15 protein-coding genes are annotated in these 15,399 nt (G+C 62.4%); 4 read left to right on the top strand and 11 right to left on the bottom strand.

Annotation, left to right across the window (positions count from 1 at the left end; all coding sequences use genetic code 11):
• Window positions 1-3 precede the first annotated feature (3 nt).
• Window positions 4-1,551, bottom strand: coding sequence for a hypothetical protein (locus tag ACPVPU_RS01270; protein WP_448659106.1), 1,548 nt, complete (start codon window positions 1,549-1,551; stop codon window positions 4-6).
• Window positions 1,552-2,052: 501 nt separating this feature from the next.
• Between ACPVPU_RS01270 and ACPVPU_RS01265 the strand changes: the two genes are divergently transcribed.
• Both ACPVPU_RS01265 and ACPVPU_RS01260 read left to right on the top strand, forming a co-directional pair.
• On the top strand, window positions 2,053-2,316 hold the full coding sequence (locus tag ACPVPU_RS01265; protein WP_448659105.1) for a hypothetical protein: 264 nt from the start codon (window positions 2,053-2,055) through the stop codon (window positions 2,314-2,316).
• On the top strand, window positions 2,313-3,194 hold the full coding sequence (locus tag ACPVPU_RS01260) for an HNH endonuclease (RefSeq protein ID WP_448659104.1): 882 nt from the start codon (window positions 2,313-2,315) through the stop codon (window positions 3,192-3,194). Before ACPVPU_RS01265 ends, ACPVPU_RS01260 begins: the two co-directional genes overlap by 4 nt.
• 89 nt (window positions 3,195-3,283) lie before the next feature.
• Here ACPVPU_RS01260 and ACPVPU_RS01255 read toward each other — a convergent pair whose 3' ends face one another.
• From ACPVPU_RS01255 to ACPVPU_RS01245, 3 genes are read right to left on the bottom strand one after another with little or no spacing between them, the layout of a single operon-like run.
• On the bottom strand, window positions 3,284-3,502 hold the full coding sequence (locus ACPVPU_RS01255; RefSeq protein WP_448659103.1) for a hypothetical protein: 219 nt from the start codon (window positions 3,500-3,502) through the stop codon (window positions 3,284-3,286).
• Between the two features lie 27 nt (window positions 3,503-3,529).
• Window positions 3,530-4,093, bottom strand: coding sequence for a hypothetical protein (locus ACPVPU_RS01250; protein ID WP_448659102.1), 564 nt, complete (start codon window positions 4,091-4,093; stop codon window positions 3,530-3,532).
• 2 nt (window positions 4,094-4,095) lie between these two features.
• The gene (locus ACPVPU_RS01245; protein WP_448659101.1) at window positions 4,096-4,902 is read right to left on the bottom strand and encodes a restriction endonuclease; all 807 of its coding nucleotides are present in this window, start codon (window positions 4,900-4,902) and stop codon (window positions 4,096-4,098) included.
• 296 nt (window positions 4,903-5,198) lie between these two features.
• Between ACPVPU_RS01245 and ACPVPU_RS01240 the strand changes: the two genes are divergently transcribed.
• Window positions 5,199-6,935 carry a hypothetical protein gene (locus ACPVPU_RS01240; protein WP_448659100.1) on the top strand — a complete coding sequence of 579 codons (1,737 nt, stop codon included), beginning with the start codon at window positions 5,199-5,201 and terminating at the stop codon, window positions 6,933-6,935.
• A complete protein-coding gene (locus ACPVPU_RS01235; protein ID WP_448659099.1) occupies window positions 6,932-8,782 on the top strand; it encodes a hypothetical protein in 1,851 nt (616 codons plus the stop codon). Before ACPVPU_RS01240 ends, ACPVPU_RS01235 begins: the two co-directional genes overlap by 4 nt.
• 1,030 nt (window positions 8,783-9,812) lie before the next feature.
• Here ACPVPU_RS01235 and ACPVPU_RS01230 read toward each other — a convergent pair.
• From ACPVPU_RS01230 to ACPVPU_RS01200, 7 genes are all read right to left on the bottom strand, one after another.
• A complete protein-coding gene (locus ACPVPU_RS01230; RefSeq protein ID WP_448659098.1) occupies window positions 9,813-10,715 on the bottom strand; it encodes an alpha/beta fold hydrolase in 903 nt (300 codons plus the stop codon).
• A 209-nt stretch (window positions 10,716-10,924) separates the two neighbouring features.
• On the bottom strand, window positions 10,925-11,524 hold the full coding sequence (gene wrbA, locus ACPVPU_RS01225; protein WP_448659097.1) for an NAD(P)H:quinone oxidoreductase: 600 nt from the start codon (window positions 11,522-11,524) through the stop codon (window positions 10,925-10,927).
• 175 nt (window positions 11,525-11,699) lie between these two features.
• Window positions 11,700-12,512: an alpha/beta hydrolase gene (locus ACPVPU_RS01220; RefSeq protein ID WP_448659096.1), complete on the bottom strand. Its 813-nt coding sequence runs from the start codon at window positions 12,510-12,512 to the stop codon at window positions 11,700-11,702.
• A 184-nt stretch (window positions 12,513-12,696) separates the two neighbouring features.
• Window positions 12,697-13,527: an alpha/beta fold hydrolase gene (locus ACPVPU_RS01215; RefSeq protein WP_448659095.1), complete on the bottom strand. Its 831-nt coding sequence runs from the start codon at window positions 13,525-13,527 to the stop codon at window positions 12,697-12,699.
• A gap of 46 nt (window positions 13,528-13,573) precedes the next feature.
• Window positions 13,574-13,921, bottom strand: a complete 348-nt coding sequence (locus tag ACPVPU_RS01210; RefSeq protein WP_448659094.1) for a hypothetical protein — start codon at window positions 13,919-13,921, stop codon at window positions 13,574-13,576.
• Window positions 13,918-14,613, bottom strand: coding sequence for a dienelactone hydrolase family protein (locus tag ACPVPU_RS01205; protein ID WP_448659093.1), 696 nt, complete (start codon window positions 14,611-14,613; stop codon window positions 13,918-13,920). Before ACPVPU_RS01205 ends, ACPVPU_RS01210 begins: the two co-directional genes overlap by 4 nt.
• Before the next feature lie 66 nt (window positions 14,614-14,679).
• Complete coding sequence (locus ACPVPU_RS01200) at window positions 14,680-15,396, bottom strand: hypothetical protein (RefSeq protein ID WP_448659092.1); 717 nt, start codon at window positions 15,394-15,396, stop codon at window positions 14,680-14,682.
• Window positions 15,397-15,399 lie beyond the last annotated feature (3 nt).

Below are 15,399 nucleotides of genomic sequence, written 5' to 3'. Positions count from 1 at the left end.
CGCTCACAGCACCTCGATAAGGGGGCCTTCCTTGCGCATCAGCGATAGGTAATCACCGCCATTGAGAATGAGCGCACCCTTGCCGATACGCGTGGCGAGCGCGCCGAAGCGTTGCGCGACGGTGGCGCGCGCGGAGGCACTGTCGGTCGCCAACATGCCGGCCTCAAGCTCGACGGGATCGTTGAAACGGAGATGGATTTTCCGGGTCTCGGCCGACTGTTCGAGGCAGGCGCGGCGGAAGATCGAGTAGAAGCTCACGTCTCCGAACTGGACGAGACGATAGGCCACCATGCTGCTCACGAGCGGGAGGCTGATGTCGCGGTCGGTTTCGAAATCGAACGTGGGCGTGCCGGGGGCGCCGGCGATCGCGAAATTGACGACCTCGTCATGCGCCGCAAACACGTCGGCAGCGCGCATTGGCGGATTGTCGTCGGGGCTGCAGCAGCTTCGGAGATATCCCAGGGCGTCGTCCAACCAGACGAAGATCGCACGGTCCTCGATTGCGACAGGAGGGCAGGTCGTCTCGAGCGGCTCGTCCTGGTCGTCGAGCATAAGCGAAACCGTGCAGCGCTCGTTCGAGATCACCATGAACCGCACAAGATTCTGGAGGCGATCGAACGGGTGAACATCGGTGCCGCTGAACTGGTAGCTGATGTTGAGCTCGGGGCCGCGCAGGACAGCGCTCATGGTCGGTGAGGTGAAGGTCGCGCGGACCGTCTCCAACGGGAGACTGTCCACGGCGAACTTGCGGACCTCGCCGGTGAAGGTGGCGGCCTGGCCGGCCGAGTTCTGAAAGGTGAGCTGCCCGGGTTGCGGAATGGCGTTGAGGTTGAAGATGGTGGGCTTGCCGGCGAAAAGCGGAGAAACGATGTCGAACCGCTTGTCGCCAAAGGTGATTTCGACGTCGGCCGGGCTTGTCGGCAGTCCGACGGCGGCATCGATCAGCTTTTGGACGTCGTTGAAGGGGAGCGTCACCGTGCCGCCGAAATGGCCTTCGTCGAAGCCCAACTCGCGGGTCAACTGGCGCTTCTCGTTGGCATAGTCGTGCTGGTCGGTGTCGCCGATCGAGCGTATCCACGGCAGAAGATCATCGGTGTGATCGTCGGCTTCGTCGAAGGCGATCGACAAGCGGAGACGATGGAGATCCGTCTTACCGTCGCGCTGCGCTTCCCGGGCGCGGCGCAGGGCGGCCTCGATCAGCGGCTTGTCAAAGTGACGGGCGTAGATCCGCTCCTCGCTATGGTCGCTGGTGCGCCACCAAAGCGCGATGAAGCACGGATCGGGCTCATTGGCGAACCGGAGCGCATTGCTCAATTTGACGCTCGTGGTCGGCTTTCCCTCGGTCTTGGACTTTACCTGAACCCGCACTGTGGCGTTCCCCGGTTGCCGATCGTGCGGGAGGCCAGGAACCTTTTTGCGAGCAAACTCGACCATATAGTCCCAACCCTCGCGATCTTGGATCGAGGGGTTCTTGGTGACATTGGCGATGTCGCAGAGCACCTCGAACGACGACTGGGCATAGCTCGAGAAGTTTTGCGCAAATGCCGGCACGTCGTGAATCTTCCTCGGAGATGGGCAGAACAAAGGTAGGCAGCGGCCGACGGGCAGGCAATCGGTTGCGCCGCCCTATGGGCATCATTGTGCCGGGGGCGGGGCTGCCGGCTGCCTCCAGCATCGGTCAGTCTTCCATGTGACAGGCCTCAATGAGGGACCTTGCTCAGCGTCTGCGGCGAGGCCCGAAATGATGACCCGCCGCTTCGCAGAGCCTTATCAGCAGCTTTCGGCGTGGGCCGCCATGCGGAGCGCTGGATCGGAATGGCGAATTTTGGTCATAACGGACGCTTGTTCAGGTGAACTTTTCTGGCTTCGACTGGATCGCCAGATCTGCCGCCCATGGGTGCAATGGTCTGACAAGCTGGCATTGCTACGCGGCCCGCGTTGGCAGCCGCCCGCCTTGATGCGATTTTGGAATCCATTGATCCGTTGGGCAAAACCGCGGCGAGCTGCGCCAGCCTCTTGTCGGCAAGACCGAAGTGCTGGCTGCGGTGCTAGGTGCGGTCGGATGAAGACCGTGCGATCACGGCGGAGACGCCGACGCTCAAGACCTTCGGCGCCGATGTCGGCGCGATCTCCTATTTCGTATTCGGCGAGGATCAGCCCTCGCGGCTGGCGCTCGAAGTCGAGAACAAGATCATGGCGCAGACAGCATCGTGGGAGACGGTGTTCGAGACCTATAAGAACCGGGTGTCGCTCGACCTGCTCGGCGAGATCCGCGCGCGCGTCGAAGGCACCGATCGCGAGGCCGACGGACAATGAATCGGCTCGATCCGTCCGAGGATTTCGACGATGCCGGTGCGCTCGATGCGCTCGGCCTCAACACGCGCCTCAAATCCTATCCAGATTTCGCGGCCGAAATCCCTGCGCTCAAGGCCGGCTATCTCCAGTATGTCGCTGCCAGCGGCAACGCCCACACCATCCTCAACGTGGCCCTGCCCGACCCCATCAAAGCACAACTTAAGTCGCTTTACGCCAGCCCGTCCAACGAGCTGCCGCACATCAACCGCATGCGCGCCGAGAGCGACGCCAACTGCTGCCCGATGTGCGGATCGTTCCACAGCGGCACGCTCGACCATTTGCTGCCTAAGACCGATTTTCCGGCTTTCGCGATCTTCGGCCGCAATCTCGTGCCGGCCTGCAAATGCAACAGCAAGCGCAGCACGCTGCTCACCGGCCCCAATCCGGGCGAGCGCATTCTTCACCCCTATTATGACGATATTCTCGGCCAAAGACTGTTCGTCGCGCGGTTCGAGGAGCCCGGCAAAGTCCCGCGCATCACGCTGCGACCACTGCTCGACCCGCAGGACCCGAATTTCACGGCAGTGCGGTTCCACATGGCCAACATCGTTGAACGCACCTCGATCATGCGCTATCTCAAAACCAGCTGGATGGGCATGCTGCGCCGCCCGAGCCTGGCGGCCGCCGAGTTGCGCAATGCCCCCGCTACCCGCCACGATCTCGAAGACATCCTCACGCTCGAGCTCGACCGGCAGGATGACACGCATGGCAGCAGGAACAACTGGCGCTCGGTTTTCATCGGCGGGCTGCTCGACAACGCGATACTCGACTGGCTCATCGCCGCCTTCCAGCAGCCGAACTATCAATCCGATGGCCCGCTGATCGACGGCATCGTCTAGCGACGCACAAGGCATAGAACATTTGAAGTTGCCGCGTGACGCGCGAAAATTGTCACAAAATCGAATATCACCGCAGAACCTGGTAGTGCCTAGACCGGATCGTCCCATGCGGCGCAGTTGGTCAACCACCCGAAGCGTTCATCGCCCACCTGAACTATTGCGCGCACATTGCTGGCCGGCAGGTCCGTGACAAGTTTCGCATTGGTGCCCCAGCCATGTTCGGTCTGGATGTCCTGCCTGTCGGCGTAGCGATTGACGATCTGCTCGCCGATCGAGAGCGGCAGGCGGGTAAGGTCGCCGACCGGCACTTCTACCTCGATGATCGATGCTCTGGATTACACGGCAATCGGCGACACCGGATTGTCGTCGCCACGGCCAAGATTGTTGTAGATCGCCTCACCACCCCAGTTGCGCAAAAGGTCAGCGACATCGGGTTCGTCACGCAGGATCGCCCGGTTGAGGATGAGGTGCAGGAGGCCATCGCGGTCCCGTTCGCCGATTTGGCTGTGACGCAGCCGCCGGTCGGCGTGGGCCTGGCAAAGCGCACCGGCCGCGACCGCCGCATCGAGGCGGCGGACGAACAAATCGCGGGTGTGACGGCCAAGTCCCCCTTGTTCGATCCAGTCGCGCTCGTGCGGCAGTAACCGCGTGCAATGCCAGGCGAGGATCGTTCCTTGCCCGACCGTCGCGTCGATCGATCCGATCAGCGTAGCGCGCGCGGCCGCATGCGGATTGTCGGGGGGATTGATGCGGACGAGGATGTCGTCCCGCGCGCGGCGGTCAATCGCCTGCCGCTCTGCTTCGAACGCAGCCAGCATCTCGCGGGCATCCGCCAGCGCCGCATGCACAAACCCGGGCCAGCTCATGTCATCGGAAAGATCGAGCGGCGTGGCGGCCATCGTCAGCGCACGGTCCCATCCGAACCGACCTGGTGGCGCGCTAGCTGGTCGGCATAGATGATCGTGTCCCGACCGCTCAGATCGGACAGGATCAGCTCGGCAATTCGGTCCGACGTGATCTCGCTGATCTCGGTTTCGTCGGCCATGACATAGGCGATTTCGAGAACTTCGAACGGGATTGGCGCGCCGCCAGCGACCGAGAGCGCCCAGCCATCGGGACCGGCGCGCAGAACGCGCTCGCCCTCGAAGCTGTCACCGGCATCGGCCGCCGCAAGCCGGCGGACATAGTCGAGGAATTGCACCGCCTCCCCATCCTTGACGAAGTGAAGCGGCGTATCCGGTCCGCAGGCATCGGACAGCCCTGCGGCGGCGAGCTCGGCGTTGAACCGCGCATGATTGACCGCGTCGAAGCCGAGCTGTTGGACCTCGAGCCGGACTATGCCGCGAATATGCATGCGCAACACGATCTTTTGCAGCCGTCCTTCGCGATCGGCATCCTCGAAGGTGCGCAGGATCGCGAGCTTGATGCCCTTGGCCCTAGCATAGGTTTCGGCGGGCTCGGTGAAGCCGATGCAGGTGACGATGATCGCTTCGTCGGCACCGGTGTCCTCGATCACCGAACGGAAGGAGCGCACGATATCGAGATCGACCTTCGCTTCGCGCCGGTCGAAATCCTTGCACTCGACGAGAATGCGGTGCTCGACGCCGTCGCGCTGGATCGAGACATCGATCTGATGTGGTACGGTCGAATCGCCGACAAGCTTCATGTCGTGGACGACGACATCGCGATCGTTCAGCGCCTTCAGCACCATCGCCGCCAGGCGTTCGTAACGCGTCCCCGCCTTGCCGGTCTTGATCGGGTCGAAGCGGTCGTGAAGTTCATCATAGCGCGAACGGGCCAAGGCAGAGGCTTTCTAGCTGAGCCGCCATCCCGTCGATGGCGGCGGCACACATATAGATGCGCGGAACAAGAATTTTAGATGAGGCGCCTCTCTCCCGACCGATTGGATGCGGGTGAATTGAGTCAGCTTGACGGATGATCTCCGGTGCTGCCTCTCCTATATAGTGGCAGCGGCCCAACGATTGGCTGCACCATGGGGGACGATTGAGCGACCGGGACGACATCATTGCGCATGCGGCAGCAGGCACGCTGCCTGAGCTGTTCGTCGAAAAGTTGCGCCGGCATCGCACCGACGACTTCGGCAAGACGTTTCGCGCTGTGCTGATCAGGCTCCACAACGAGGGCACCATCGACGTGCTCGAACCGGCGCGCCAGATCGCATCGTCACCCATCAATCAGCACGACTTCTTCGCGGTAATGCACGTCTATACCGAACTGATCCCGTCGGTCGATGCCAGTGTCCCGGATACGCTTGCCGCGGTGAAGGCGCTGTCCACCCGCGCCGGTGAGGATCTGGCGTCGGGCATGGCCAATGGCGCTTATCGGACCTGGGCCGAACAGGGCAGCCGCGCACGCGATACACTTGAGGCGATCAACCCGGAGGACGGCGACGACAGCGTCTATATCTTCCTCGCGCTCCAGGCGCTCGCCAAAGCCGAACCCGATGCGGCGCTCGACCGCGCGATCCTCTATCTCGGCGGCAACGCCGGGCCGGCACGCTCGGCGTCGGCAAAGGCGATCGGCACCTTCGATGTCGGCGAGCCCGGCCGCCGTGCCCGCGCTGTGGAGGCGCTCAGCGTCAATGCCGCCAGCGCCGACGACAACAGCCTTGGTCATATCCTGAGCGCGATCTGCGAGATCGCCCGCGCGCATCCCGACACCAATGCCGCTGTCGCCGAGCTGATCGAAGCCAATGTCGAGCGCACCGAGGATCATGCGATCCATCAGCTGTCACTCGAGCTGATGTTCCACGCTGACAAACTGCCGCCCGAGATCATCTCCGGCCTGACTAAAATCATGCACCGTGTCCCGATCGGCAATCGCGGCACGATCCGCGACATCGGCGCGGCGGCGGCCAAGCTCGCCGACAAGAACCGCCTCGACGAAGCGCTGGCACTGGTCACGCCGCTGCTCTCACAACATGAGGAATTGACCTCGCTTGAGCCGCTCGGCAGCCTCAACTATCACCTGCTGCAATTGCCGCCCGACCAGCTCGCCAAGACGATAATCACCTGGCTGCTCGCGTGCGACTATAATCTCGGCCGTGCGACCATGGCCCTGGTCGGCGAGTATCATGGCGACAGTCCGCTCATCCTCCAGCCCGCAGTCGCAGTCTCACATCTAAGCAACCCCGACCGGGTGCTGCTCGCGCATCGCGCGATCGGCTGGCTGTTCATCCACCCGGTCACCGCCGCGTCGCTCTTGGTCGGCCTGCTCGACGGCGCCGGCGATGCCGAACGGCAGACCATCACCGAGCTGCTGTTCGATCCGCTGCTGATCAACTTTTCAGGGTCGGTCGGCGACTGGATCGCGGACCAGGCCAAGAACCCCAGTCATCCATCGCAGCCCATCCTCGCCGATCTCACCGCCCGGGTCGAGGCCTATATTGACGGGCTGCGTTCGCCCGGTCGGATCAAGGAGCTGCGACCGTCGGAGCGCGAACGGCTGATCGAGAATCACCGCCAGCATGAATCGATGCGCCAGGCCCACAAACAGGCCGAGAAGAAGTCGATCCTCGCCTCGCTCGCGACACGTCAGGTGCTGCTCTACGGCACCCGCTCGATCAGCTATTTGAAGGGGATGGGCGGCAAGCAGCAGCGCAGTGAGATGAAGATACACAGCTTCAGCCACAGCATCGAATCGCCACGCCTCGACATCCTCGAGCCCTTCGACCTCGACTATATGTTGCGGGTATTCCGCGCGATGAAGACCGCACCATGAAACTGGTCATCCGCGAATATCTGGCATCGCTGAAGGAACGCGACGAACTCGACGCGGTGCTGCCGGACCTGCTGACGGAACTTGGGTTCACGGTTTATTCGCGGCCGGCGCGCGGCACGCGTCAATATGGCGTCGATGTTGCGGCGGTCGGTCCCGGCCAGGACGGCATCAGACGGGTCCACCTGTTCTCGGTCAAGTCGGGAGACCTCGACCGCAATGAGTGGAACACGGCAAGTCCACAGAGCCTTCGCCCGTCGCTCGACGAAATTCTCGATCATTACATCACCAGCCGCATTCCGCCCGAATATGCGAGGCTCCCGATCGCGATCTGCTTGACCTTTGGCGGGGCGATCGACGAGCAGGTCCGCGCCGAAGTCACCGGCTATATGACGCGCAATACCACGCCCAAGATCTCGTTCGAGGAATGGAACGGCGACCGGCTGGCACAGGTCATACTCGACGGCATATTTCGCGAGGAGCTGCTGCCAGCACCGCAACGCAGTCATTTGCGCAAGGCTGTAGCGATGGTCGAGGAGCCCGACATCGCGTTCGACCATTTCCAGAAACTGCTGCGCGCGCTCGCCGACCAGCCCGGCACGACGCCGACGGCAAGGCTCAGCCAGGCGCGGTTGATCAACATCTGCCTGTGGATCATGTTCGTCTGGGCGCGCGAGGCCGAGAATGTCGAGGCGCCGTACCGGGCGAGCGAGCTGGCGCTCCTCGAAGTTTGGCAGCTGCTCAAGGCCGACATCGCCAGGACCTCGAAATCCGGCGAAGCCGGCAGCCTCGTCATCAACGAACTGGCCGAACTACATTTCACGATCTGGGACGCGCTGTTCGAGAACAAAATCCTGCCGGCCGCCGGGACCCGTCATGCGATCTCGACCGCGGTCGAAAGTCACGCCGCGCTCGATATCAACCTCAAGCTGTTCGAACTGATCGGCCGGCTAGCTCTGCGCGGGTTGTGGCGGGTCTGGCAATTGGCGCCGGCGACCGGCCCCGTCGTCCTCACCAACAACTATCTCAATACGCTCCCGGCCCTCATCAGCGACACCACCCGAGCGACCGTCAACCAGATCGACCGGCTGATCGAGGCGATGATGGCGATCATCAGCAACAATCGCGCGCTGCTCTCGCCGATCGGGGACTGGCAGGCGATCGACATCGGTCTCGCCTTCACCCTGCTCGCCTGCCGTCCCGGCGCGCATGGCGCGATCGATCAATGGGCCGAGGAACTCGCCAAGCACTCGATGTTCGCGTTCAAAGCGCATGGCCGCTACCCGATCACCAGCCGCTCCTATTGGGATCTGGTCGATCATCCGTCCGAGCACAACGACGAGTATCGCACCCAATCGACCGAGGGCAGCATCCTCTATCCGCTACTGGCGACCTGGTCGGCGGCCAGAGGCCAGCAGACGCTGTTCGACGAGATCGCAAGGTTCAGAAAGGACGCCCTTACACATTGCACGTTCCAGACCTGGTTTCCCGACGAAGACAGCGAGGACAATCTTTATCTCAACCGCGACAGCCACGGGGCGGCGCTAGCCGGCATTCCAGTGACCGAGGGCACGCGCGACGCGCTCGATTTCATCCTCGCCGAGGCGAAGACTAACAAGCATTATGACCAGCTCACGGCGGTGAAGCTCGGCCATTGGCCGATCGTGCTGACCGCTTGCCGCGCACATCGCCTGCCGGTGCCGCCGCAAGTCTGGCGCGACCTGCTTCCCCATGTCAGCCGGCCAGCTAGGGGGCCGGTCCCACCGCCAGACGACGGAGAGATCTGTGACGGATCTGGCGAACGACCGGCATTGAGGCGCACTGCTGGCAGGCGGCTTCGCGCTGAGTGAATGGCCAGTTCTGGCGGAAGCTGCCGGTCAAAGCCCGATCGGCGAACGACGCATTTTGGTCGGCAGCTGCCGTGCTCGGCAACCAACCGGCGACGGCAGCTTTCCTTGGTCGGTTGCCCCAAAGCCGCCTATCCGCAACGGACTATCTTTTGCGGTGTGGGGTATTCCAGCAGAAGATGATCCGCTTCATGCCACCGTAGCGAGGTCGGGACTCGAACTTACCATCCAAGTGGATTCCGGCTTCTCCCCTCCACCGCCTGCCTCAGGCGGCTGGGCGCGCACCTTATCACCATTCGAACGAGATTACCCCGTGCGAAACCGGACCCCCAATCGTAGTCGGTTCTTGGGACATTCCTGTCGTTCCCGTGCCACGAATTGAACGTCTACTCCCTTCAGGAAATGACGTTCAGAACTTGTCCGCGCTACGCCGGGTTACGACTGAAGCTGGCGCGGGGGCGCTCTGAAAGCCTTTGGCATAACCGCGGTTGAACTAGGCGCAGCTTGGCTTAACGTGGAGAAGGCGGCGGAGAGCGCTTAGACCGGTCGAGAGGAACCTTATTCAATGGACTAACCAGGCCAAGCTTCAGAACTGGGCGGACCGTATCGGTTCACGCGAGCAATTTCCCGTTATAGTTCGCGACCTCATACTGGCGTCAGTCCGTTACGCTGCCTGTCCCCAGCCGACCCATCTTACGCCGCCACTATTCTGGCAGAAGGGCATCGCCTTCACATCGCAGTAACACGATCGGGACTCGAACCTAACGTCCAAGTACATCCAGCCTTTTCCACGAATAAAGAATGTGCTATAGGAGGCTTCGGCGGTCAAAAAGATCGATGATTCTGCTTGTCAGATCAGTTGCTTGACTGAACACAAGTCAAGCTCTTCTGGCACCATTTTTTCGTCTCAAGACATTCCGATACATCGTCTAAAGCCTCGGAATCCTGTCCCTTTAGCGCCGTTCTGTCCGAAGATGCCGGAACTGGTTCCGGCCTGTCCCGGGGCCATGACCGTGTGCTCCATTTATTAGGGTCATCGACCCCCATTTGTCGCCACGAATGTAGCGATCTGGGCAGCAACTTCCTCGGGAAACTGGTGCTGCGGCGCGTGCCCGGTTTGCGGCATGACCATCAGGCGCGCCGAGGCCAGCCTTCCACTTAGGGCATACCAATCCTCCACTCGGCAGGAGACATCGTGGTCGCCAGCGATGATGAGGATTGGAATCCGAGTATCCAGGAGAAACTTGGTCACGCCGCTGTCATCATTGCGGAAGTCTGCTGCGGCCTGAAACAGACCGGCGAAGGCCGAAGGTGGCACAGGGGTGGAGCGATCTGCTTGTCGGGCAGCGATCCGGTCATGCGATGCCTTTGCGGCTGCCCGACTCGTAGCATTCGTCGGCAGGAAGAACAGCACCTCTTCGTCGGCGAGATCGTTCACTGGCTTGAAAGCTGCATCGAGAAACGCCTTTTGCGGGGCGCCAAACGCATGCCCGGGTGGCGCGGAACCGATTATCAGCAAATGCGAAATGCGTCCGGGCATTGCCACCGCCGCTTCCTGAACGACCGCGCCGCCTAAGGACCAACCGCCAAGCACGAACCGGTCCAGTTTCAGACCGTCAGCAAGATCCCGAACATCGTCGACCATCTGGGCCATCGTTGTCGGTGCGATGCCGCTCGACAGCCCGAGGCCGCTATAGTCGAACATGATAACCCGAAAGTCTTTCGCCAACGCATCGATGAAGGCCGGATCCCATGAATCCAGATTGCCTCGAAAGCGAAGGGCGAGGATCAGCGGCGTTCCCGAGCCGACGGAACGATAGGCGATCCGGCGACCCTCTGCCTCCAGATACTGAGTGGGAACGGTCACTGCGCTTTGCGCGCGGGCGCCAGGCGATGCGATGAGCAGCGCCAGAATAGCGAATAGGGTCAGCCGCATGGGTTTTCTCCTTCAAGCTTGGGTCGATAACAAGGCCAGCGGGTGACGTGCCTAAACGAGCGTCATCTCAACGAGTGGCTCAATCATTCATTGGTTTAGCGACCGGCCTATCATTCCAGGCGTCAGTCGCTCGAGCCTCGGGGAGAGGGTGCTGAGCTGTCGTGTTCTAAACGTTCGAGAAGCGTCAGAGACATTCCGCCGACACGTCATCAACCGAAAAGCTTACCCGCCACTTGCGCGACAATGCTTCCCTGATGACGGGCGCCAGCCAGGTCGATGGCGCTCGGTTGCCGCGACCCATCGCCGCCAGCAACCGTGGTGGCACCATAGGGCGCACCGCCGACGATTTCATCGATGCTCATCTGTCCCTGGTGACTATAGGGAAGACCGACGATCGTCATGCCGAAGTGCAGCAGGTTGGTGATGAGCGAGAACAGGGTCGTTTCCTGCCCACCGTGCTGGGTCGCGCTCGATGCAAAGGCTGCGCCCACCTTGCCGTTCAGTGCGCCCCTTGCCCACAACCCGCCTGCCTGATCGAGGAATGCAGCCATCTGCGACGACATGCGCCCGAAACGGGTGCCTGTCCCGATGATGATGGCGTCATAATGTTCGAGCTCGGCGACGGTGGCTACCGGCGCTTTCTGATTGAGTAGGAAGCCGGCGGCCTGGGCCACATCGGCCGGCACGGTTTCAGGCACCCGCTTGACGTCGACACTGGCGCCTTCCTGCCTTGCGCCCTCCGCAATGGCGTTGGCCATTGTCTCGATATGCCCATAGCTTGAATAATAGAGGACGAGGATCTTGCTCACCTTGGGTCTCCTTGCGTTGTCGAAGACATCGTCGTGCAACCCGTCAGCCAGCGCTATTGGACGGTGGTTGTGGCGAGCTATACGTTTGGACAGCGAATGCCGGCGCTGACGAGACACACCAAAAGGGGCCCTGCCGACCAGATCGGAAGAGCCCCTCGAGTGGGTCGGTAGCGGCTCAGGCAGCGAGTGCTTCGGCGACGGGTCGTGCCTTGCCGGGCCGGGCGTGCGCTACGGCCCATTGCAGGGCCGTGTCGGCCACCATCTCCCAACCCGGATCCATGCAGGTCCAGTGCGACCGGCCGGGAAAGATCTTGAGCTCGGTCTTCGACGGCGCCTGCCGCTGCTTGGCATAGATTGCCGCCGTCATGGCAGCGTCAGCGATCAGATCGAGGTCACCGCCGATCAGCAGGAGCGGCGCCCGTGCAGGATTGTCCCACCGTATCCGGATCGGGTTGACGACGCCGTTCCAGTAGACACGGCCCGGCGTGGGCACGATGTAGCGGTCATACAGCAGATCGGCCTGCGCCTTGGGCGCGGTCTGTGCGAACCGGGTGCGAAAGAAGCGGCGCGACATGACTTTGGCCTTTCTCCAGCTAAACGGGTCGCCGAACACCGGGAGTGCCGACCAGATGGCATGACGACCAAGTGGAACGCCCGGCGTCGGCGCCGGATCGATGGCGACGCCAGCGACGCCCCTGCCCCTGTCCAGCAGGTGCTGGACGAGGACGCCGCCCAGCGAGTGGCCGATCAAGATCGGCTGTTCGGGCAAAGCACGAATAATCTGATCGTAATGATCGAGAATCTGCCGCTGGCTGAGCCGGGCGAGTTCCGGTCGAGGCGCATCGCGAAGTTCGGCCGGTGTCCGGTCGTCATAGGGCCAGTCCGGGGCAAGGACCGTGTAGCCCGCCTGTTCATAGCGCGCCTTGAACCCTTCCCAGCTGTGCGAGTTGAGCCAGGCGCCGTGGATAAGGACAATGGTCTTCGACATGGACGTTCTCCCATGCCGAGGCGGGTCGATTGCCTCGGCTCCGGCGCCCAGAATGCGCTCCCAGCCCTGCTCTTGAAATCGTGCGGGCGGGTAAGCTGACTAGACGAAGGTTTGGTGGGGAATGGCGCGCCGCCGCCTTTTTTTTGGGCGGCGGTGCGATCGCGGACCGAACCATCGGGACCTGTCAGGCCTGGATGAAGGCGAGCAGATCGGCGTTCACGATGTCGGAGTGGGTCGTGCACAGGCCGTGGGGCAACCCGGCATAGGTCTTGAGCTGCCCGCGCCGCAGCAGCTTGACAGCAAGCGGCGCAGAGTCCGCATAGGGCACGATCTGGTCGTCATCGCCGTGCATGACGAGCGTGGGCACCTCGATCCGCTCCAAGTCCTCGCTGAAATCGGTCTCGCTGAACGCCTTGATGCAGTCGTAATGCGCCTTGGCGCCGCCCATCATGCCCTGGCGCCACCAGTTCTGGATTACACCCTGATCCACCTTCGCGCCCGGCCGACTATAGCCGTAGAATGGGCCTGAGGGCACATCGAGGAAGAACTGGGCGCGATTGGCGACAAGGGCGGCTCGGAAACCATCGAACACTTCGATCGGAAGCCCGCCGGGGTTCTTGTCCGACTTGACCATGATCGGCGGCACCGCGCCGATCAGCACGGCCTTCGCCACCCGGCCCGGTTTGGCGCGCGCGACATAATGCGCGACCTCGCCGCCGCCGGTGGAATGTCCGATATGGACCGCGCCCTTGAGGTCAAGCGCATCGGTCAATGCCGCCACGTCCGCGGCATAGGTGTCCATCTCGTTTCCGGTGTCGGTCTGGGTCGACCGGCCATGCCCGCGGCGATCATGCGCGATGACGCGGAAGCCCTTGAGCAGGAAGAACATCATCTGATTGTCCCAGTCATCGGCGGTGAGCGGCCAGCCGTGATGGAAGACAATTGGGGTAGCGCCCTTCGGCCCCCAATCCTTGTAGAAGATGGCGGTACCGTCGCTGGTCGTGATGAAGGTCATCGGTTCTGTTCCTTGATTGGTGGTTTGCTGGGAGATGGCACGCAGGTCATCCAGTCGCGCGTGCGAAGCGTGAAGCGATGGTGACAGTGCGGGTGCGGGCGCGTCGGCGGGCAAATTGCCGGGTCAGCACGCTGATCTGGGGCGCGCTGAATCCCGCAGCCTGAGCGGCACGGATCGCCTCATCGGCCCGCTCGGTGCTGTCGTGATGAAGGCGGACGACTAGCCGCCGCAGGATTTCGAGCCTGGCGTTCGCCAATCCCGTGCTCCTGTTCCATCCAAAGATCCAGCGGGTCGCCCTGCCCATCCCGCTTTCATCGAGCGAACTCACCGGCTCCTGCGACGCGATGCCGATCACCTGAAGTTCGAGGGCATCGAACAGCATGGGGGCGGTCATGACAGCCTGTCCTTCAGAAAGGCCCAGGTGCGGCCGTTGGCCAGCGCGGCGTCAGCGGCATCAAAATGCGCGCCGCTATGGCGCGCAAAAGCATGGCTGCAGCCCGGGTAGGTGAAGAGCTCGACACTCGCATTGTCGACGAAGCCTTCACGGATCGTCGCCTGCGCCTCCCGCGGGATGAACTCATCCTCCTCGGCCAGGTGGACGATCATGGGGGTTCGGACCGAAGCCGCCTCGGCGACATACTGATCCGCCGCGCCGGGATAATAGGCAACGCTGGCATCCGCTCCGGTCCGCGCGGTGACCAGAAAGGTCATCAGGCCGCCGAGACAATAGCCCATAATGCCGACCTTGCCGGTGGCACCCGGCAGCTGACCTGCAAAAGAGAGGACACGGGCGATGTCCCGCGCACCCTGATCGCGGTCATAGGCCAGGTAGAGCGAAAGCCCTTTCTGCCACTCCTCCTCGGTCCAGTGGGAGAGATCGACCCCCTGCTCCTGACGCCAGAACAGGTCAGGCGCGACGGCAATGAAACCTCGATCGGCAAGCTCGTGGCAGGTCGAGCGGATATCGTCGTTAATCCCGAATACCTCGTGTAGGACCACAACCGCGGGCGCAGGCTCGGTGGCGGGACGTGCCACATAAGCCTGGAACGCGCCGTCCTCGGTAGTGATTGTCTGATACGCTCCCATGCTTGTTCCTCCTCTCTCGAAAGGTTCAGGGACCAGCCCTTGAGGCAATGCGCAGCCAAAGCCTGATCAGGGCGCCAACCGGCCCGGCAGACTGAGATCGCCCGATGCGACGTCGAAGACGTTCGAGATGCAGAGCAGGGGCGCATGCAGGTTGGCATTGACCTTGAGCGCTGAGGTGACGCCGTCGAAGCGCACTCCCGCAGTCGCACCGATAACGGCTGCCGGCACCTTCACCTCGACCATGTCTGTCTCGAGGCTCGTCGGATAGGTGGGGCTGTCGATCAGCAGCGGAACCTTGGGCCAGGTTGCCGGCACCTTGGGCGTCGTACCTTCCGGAATATCCTTCACCTTGAGCGATCCCTTGCCGCAGGCATCATCCGGCACCAGGACGACCCAGTGTGGGTGCCAGACATGGCGATTGGCGCTGCCATCGGCGGTATCGTCGAAATCGGGATGAAAGGTAACAGCCAAGGCCAGAATGCCCTGCTGCGTCTCGAACCCGACCGCGCCGCTGTCCAGGGACGTCGGCCAAACATAAGAATAGACCGCACTGCCTGCGAACTGTCCGATCGGCTTCGGACGGATCGCCCCGGCCTTGCCACGGACCTGCACTCGAAACACGATATCTTCGCCCTTACTCGTGACGTCGGTACGAACGATGTCGAACGAGGCGTCGATCTTCTCGTCGGTCGGCGATCGAACGTGCCCTGCATGCTGTGTCGTGGCGGTGTCACAGGCGAACACGGCGCCGACGGCGAGCATCGCGTTGATGAACTGGTTCATTAG

The sequence above is a fragment of the Sphingomonas paludis genome (genome assembly GCF_053502515.1).
The sequence above is the reverse complement of the archived record's forward strand: the minus strand, read 5'-3'. Positions and strand labels throughout refer to the sequence as shown.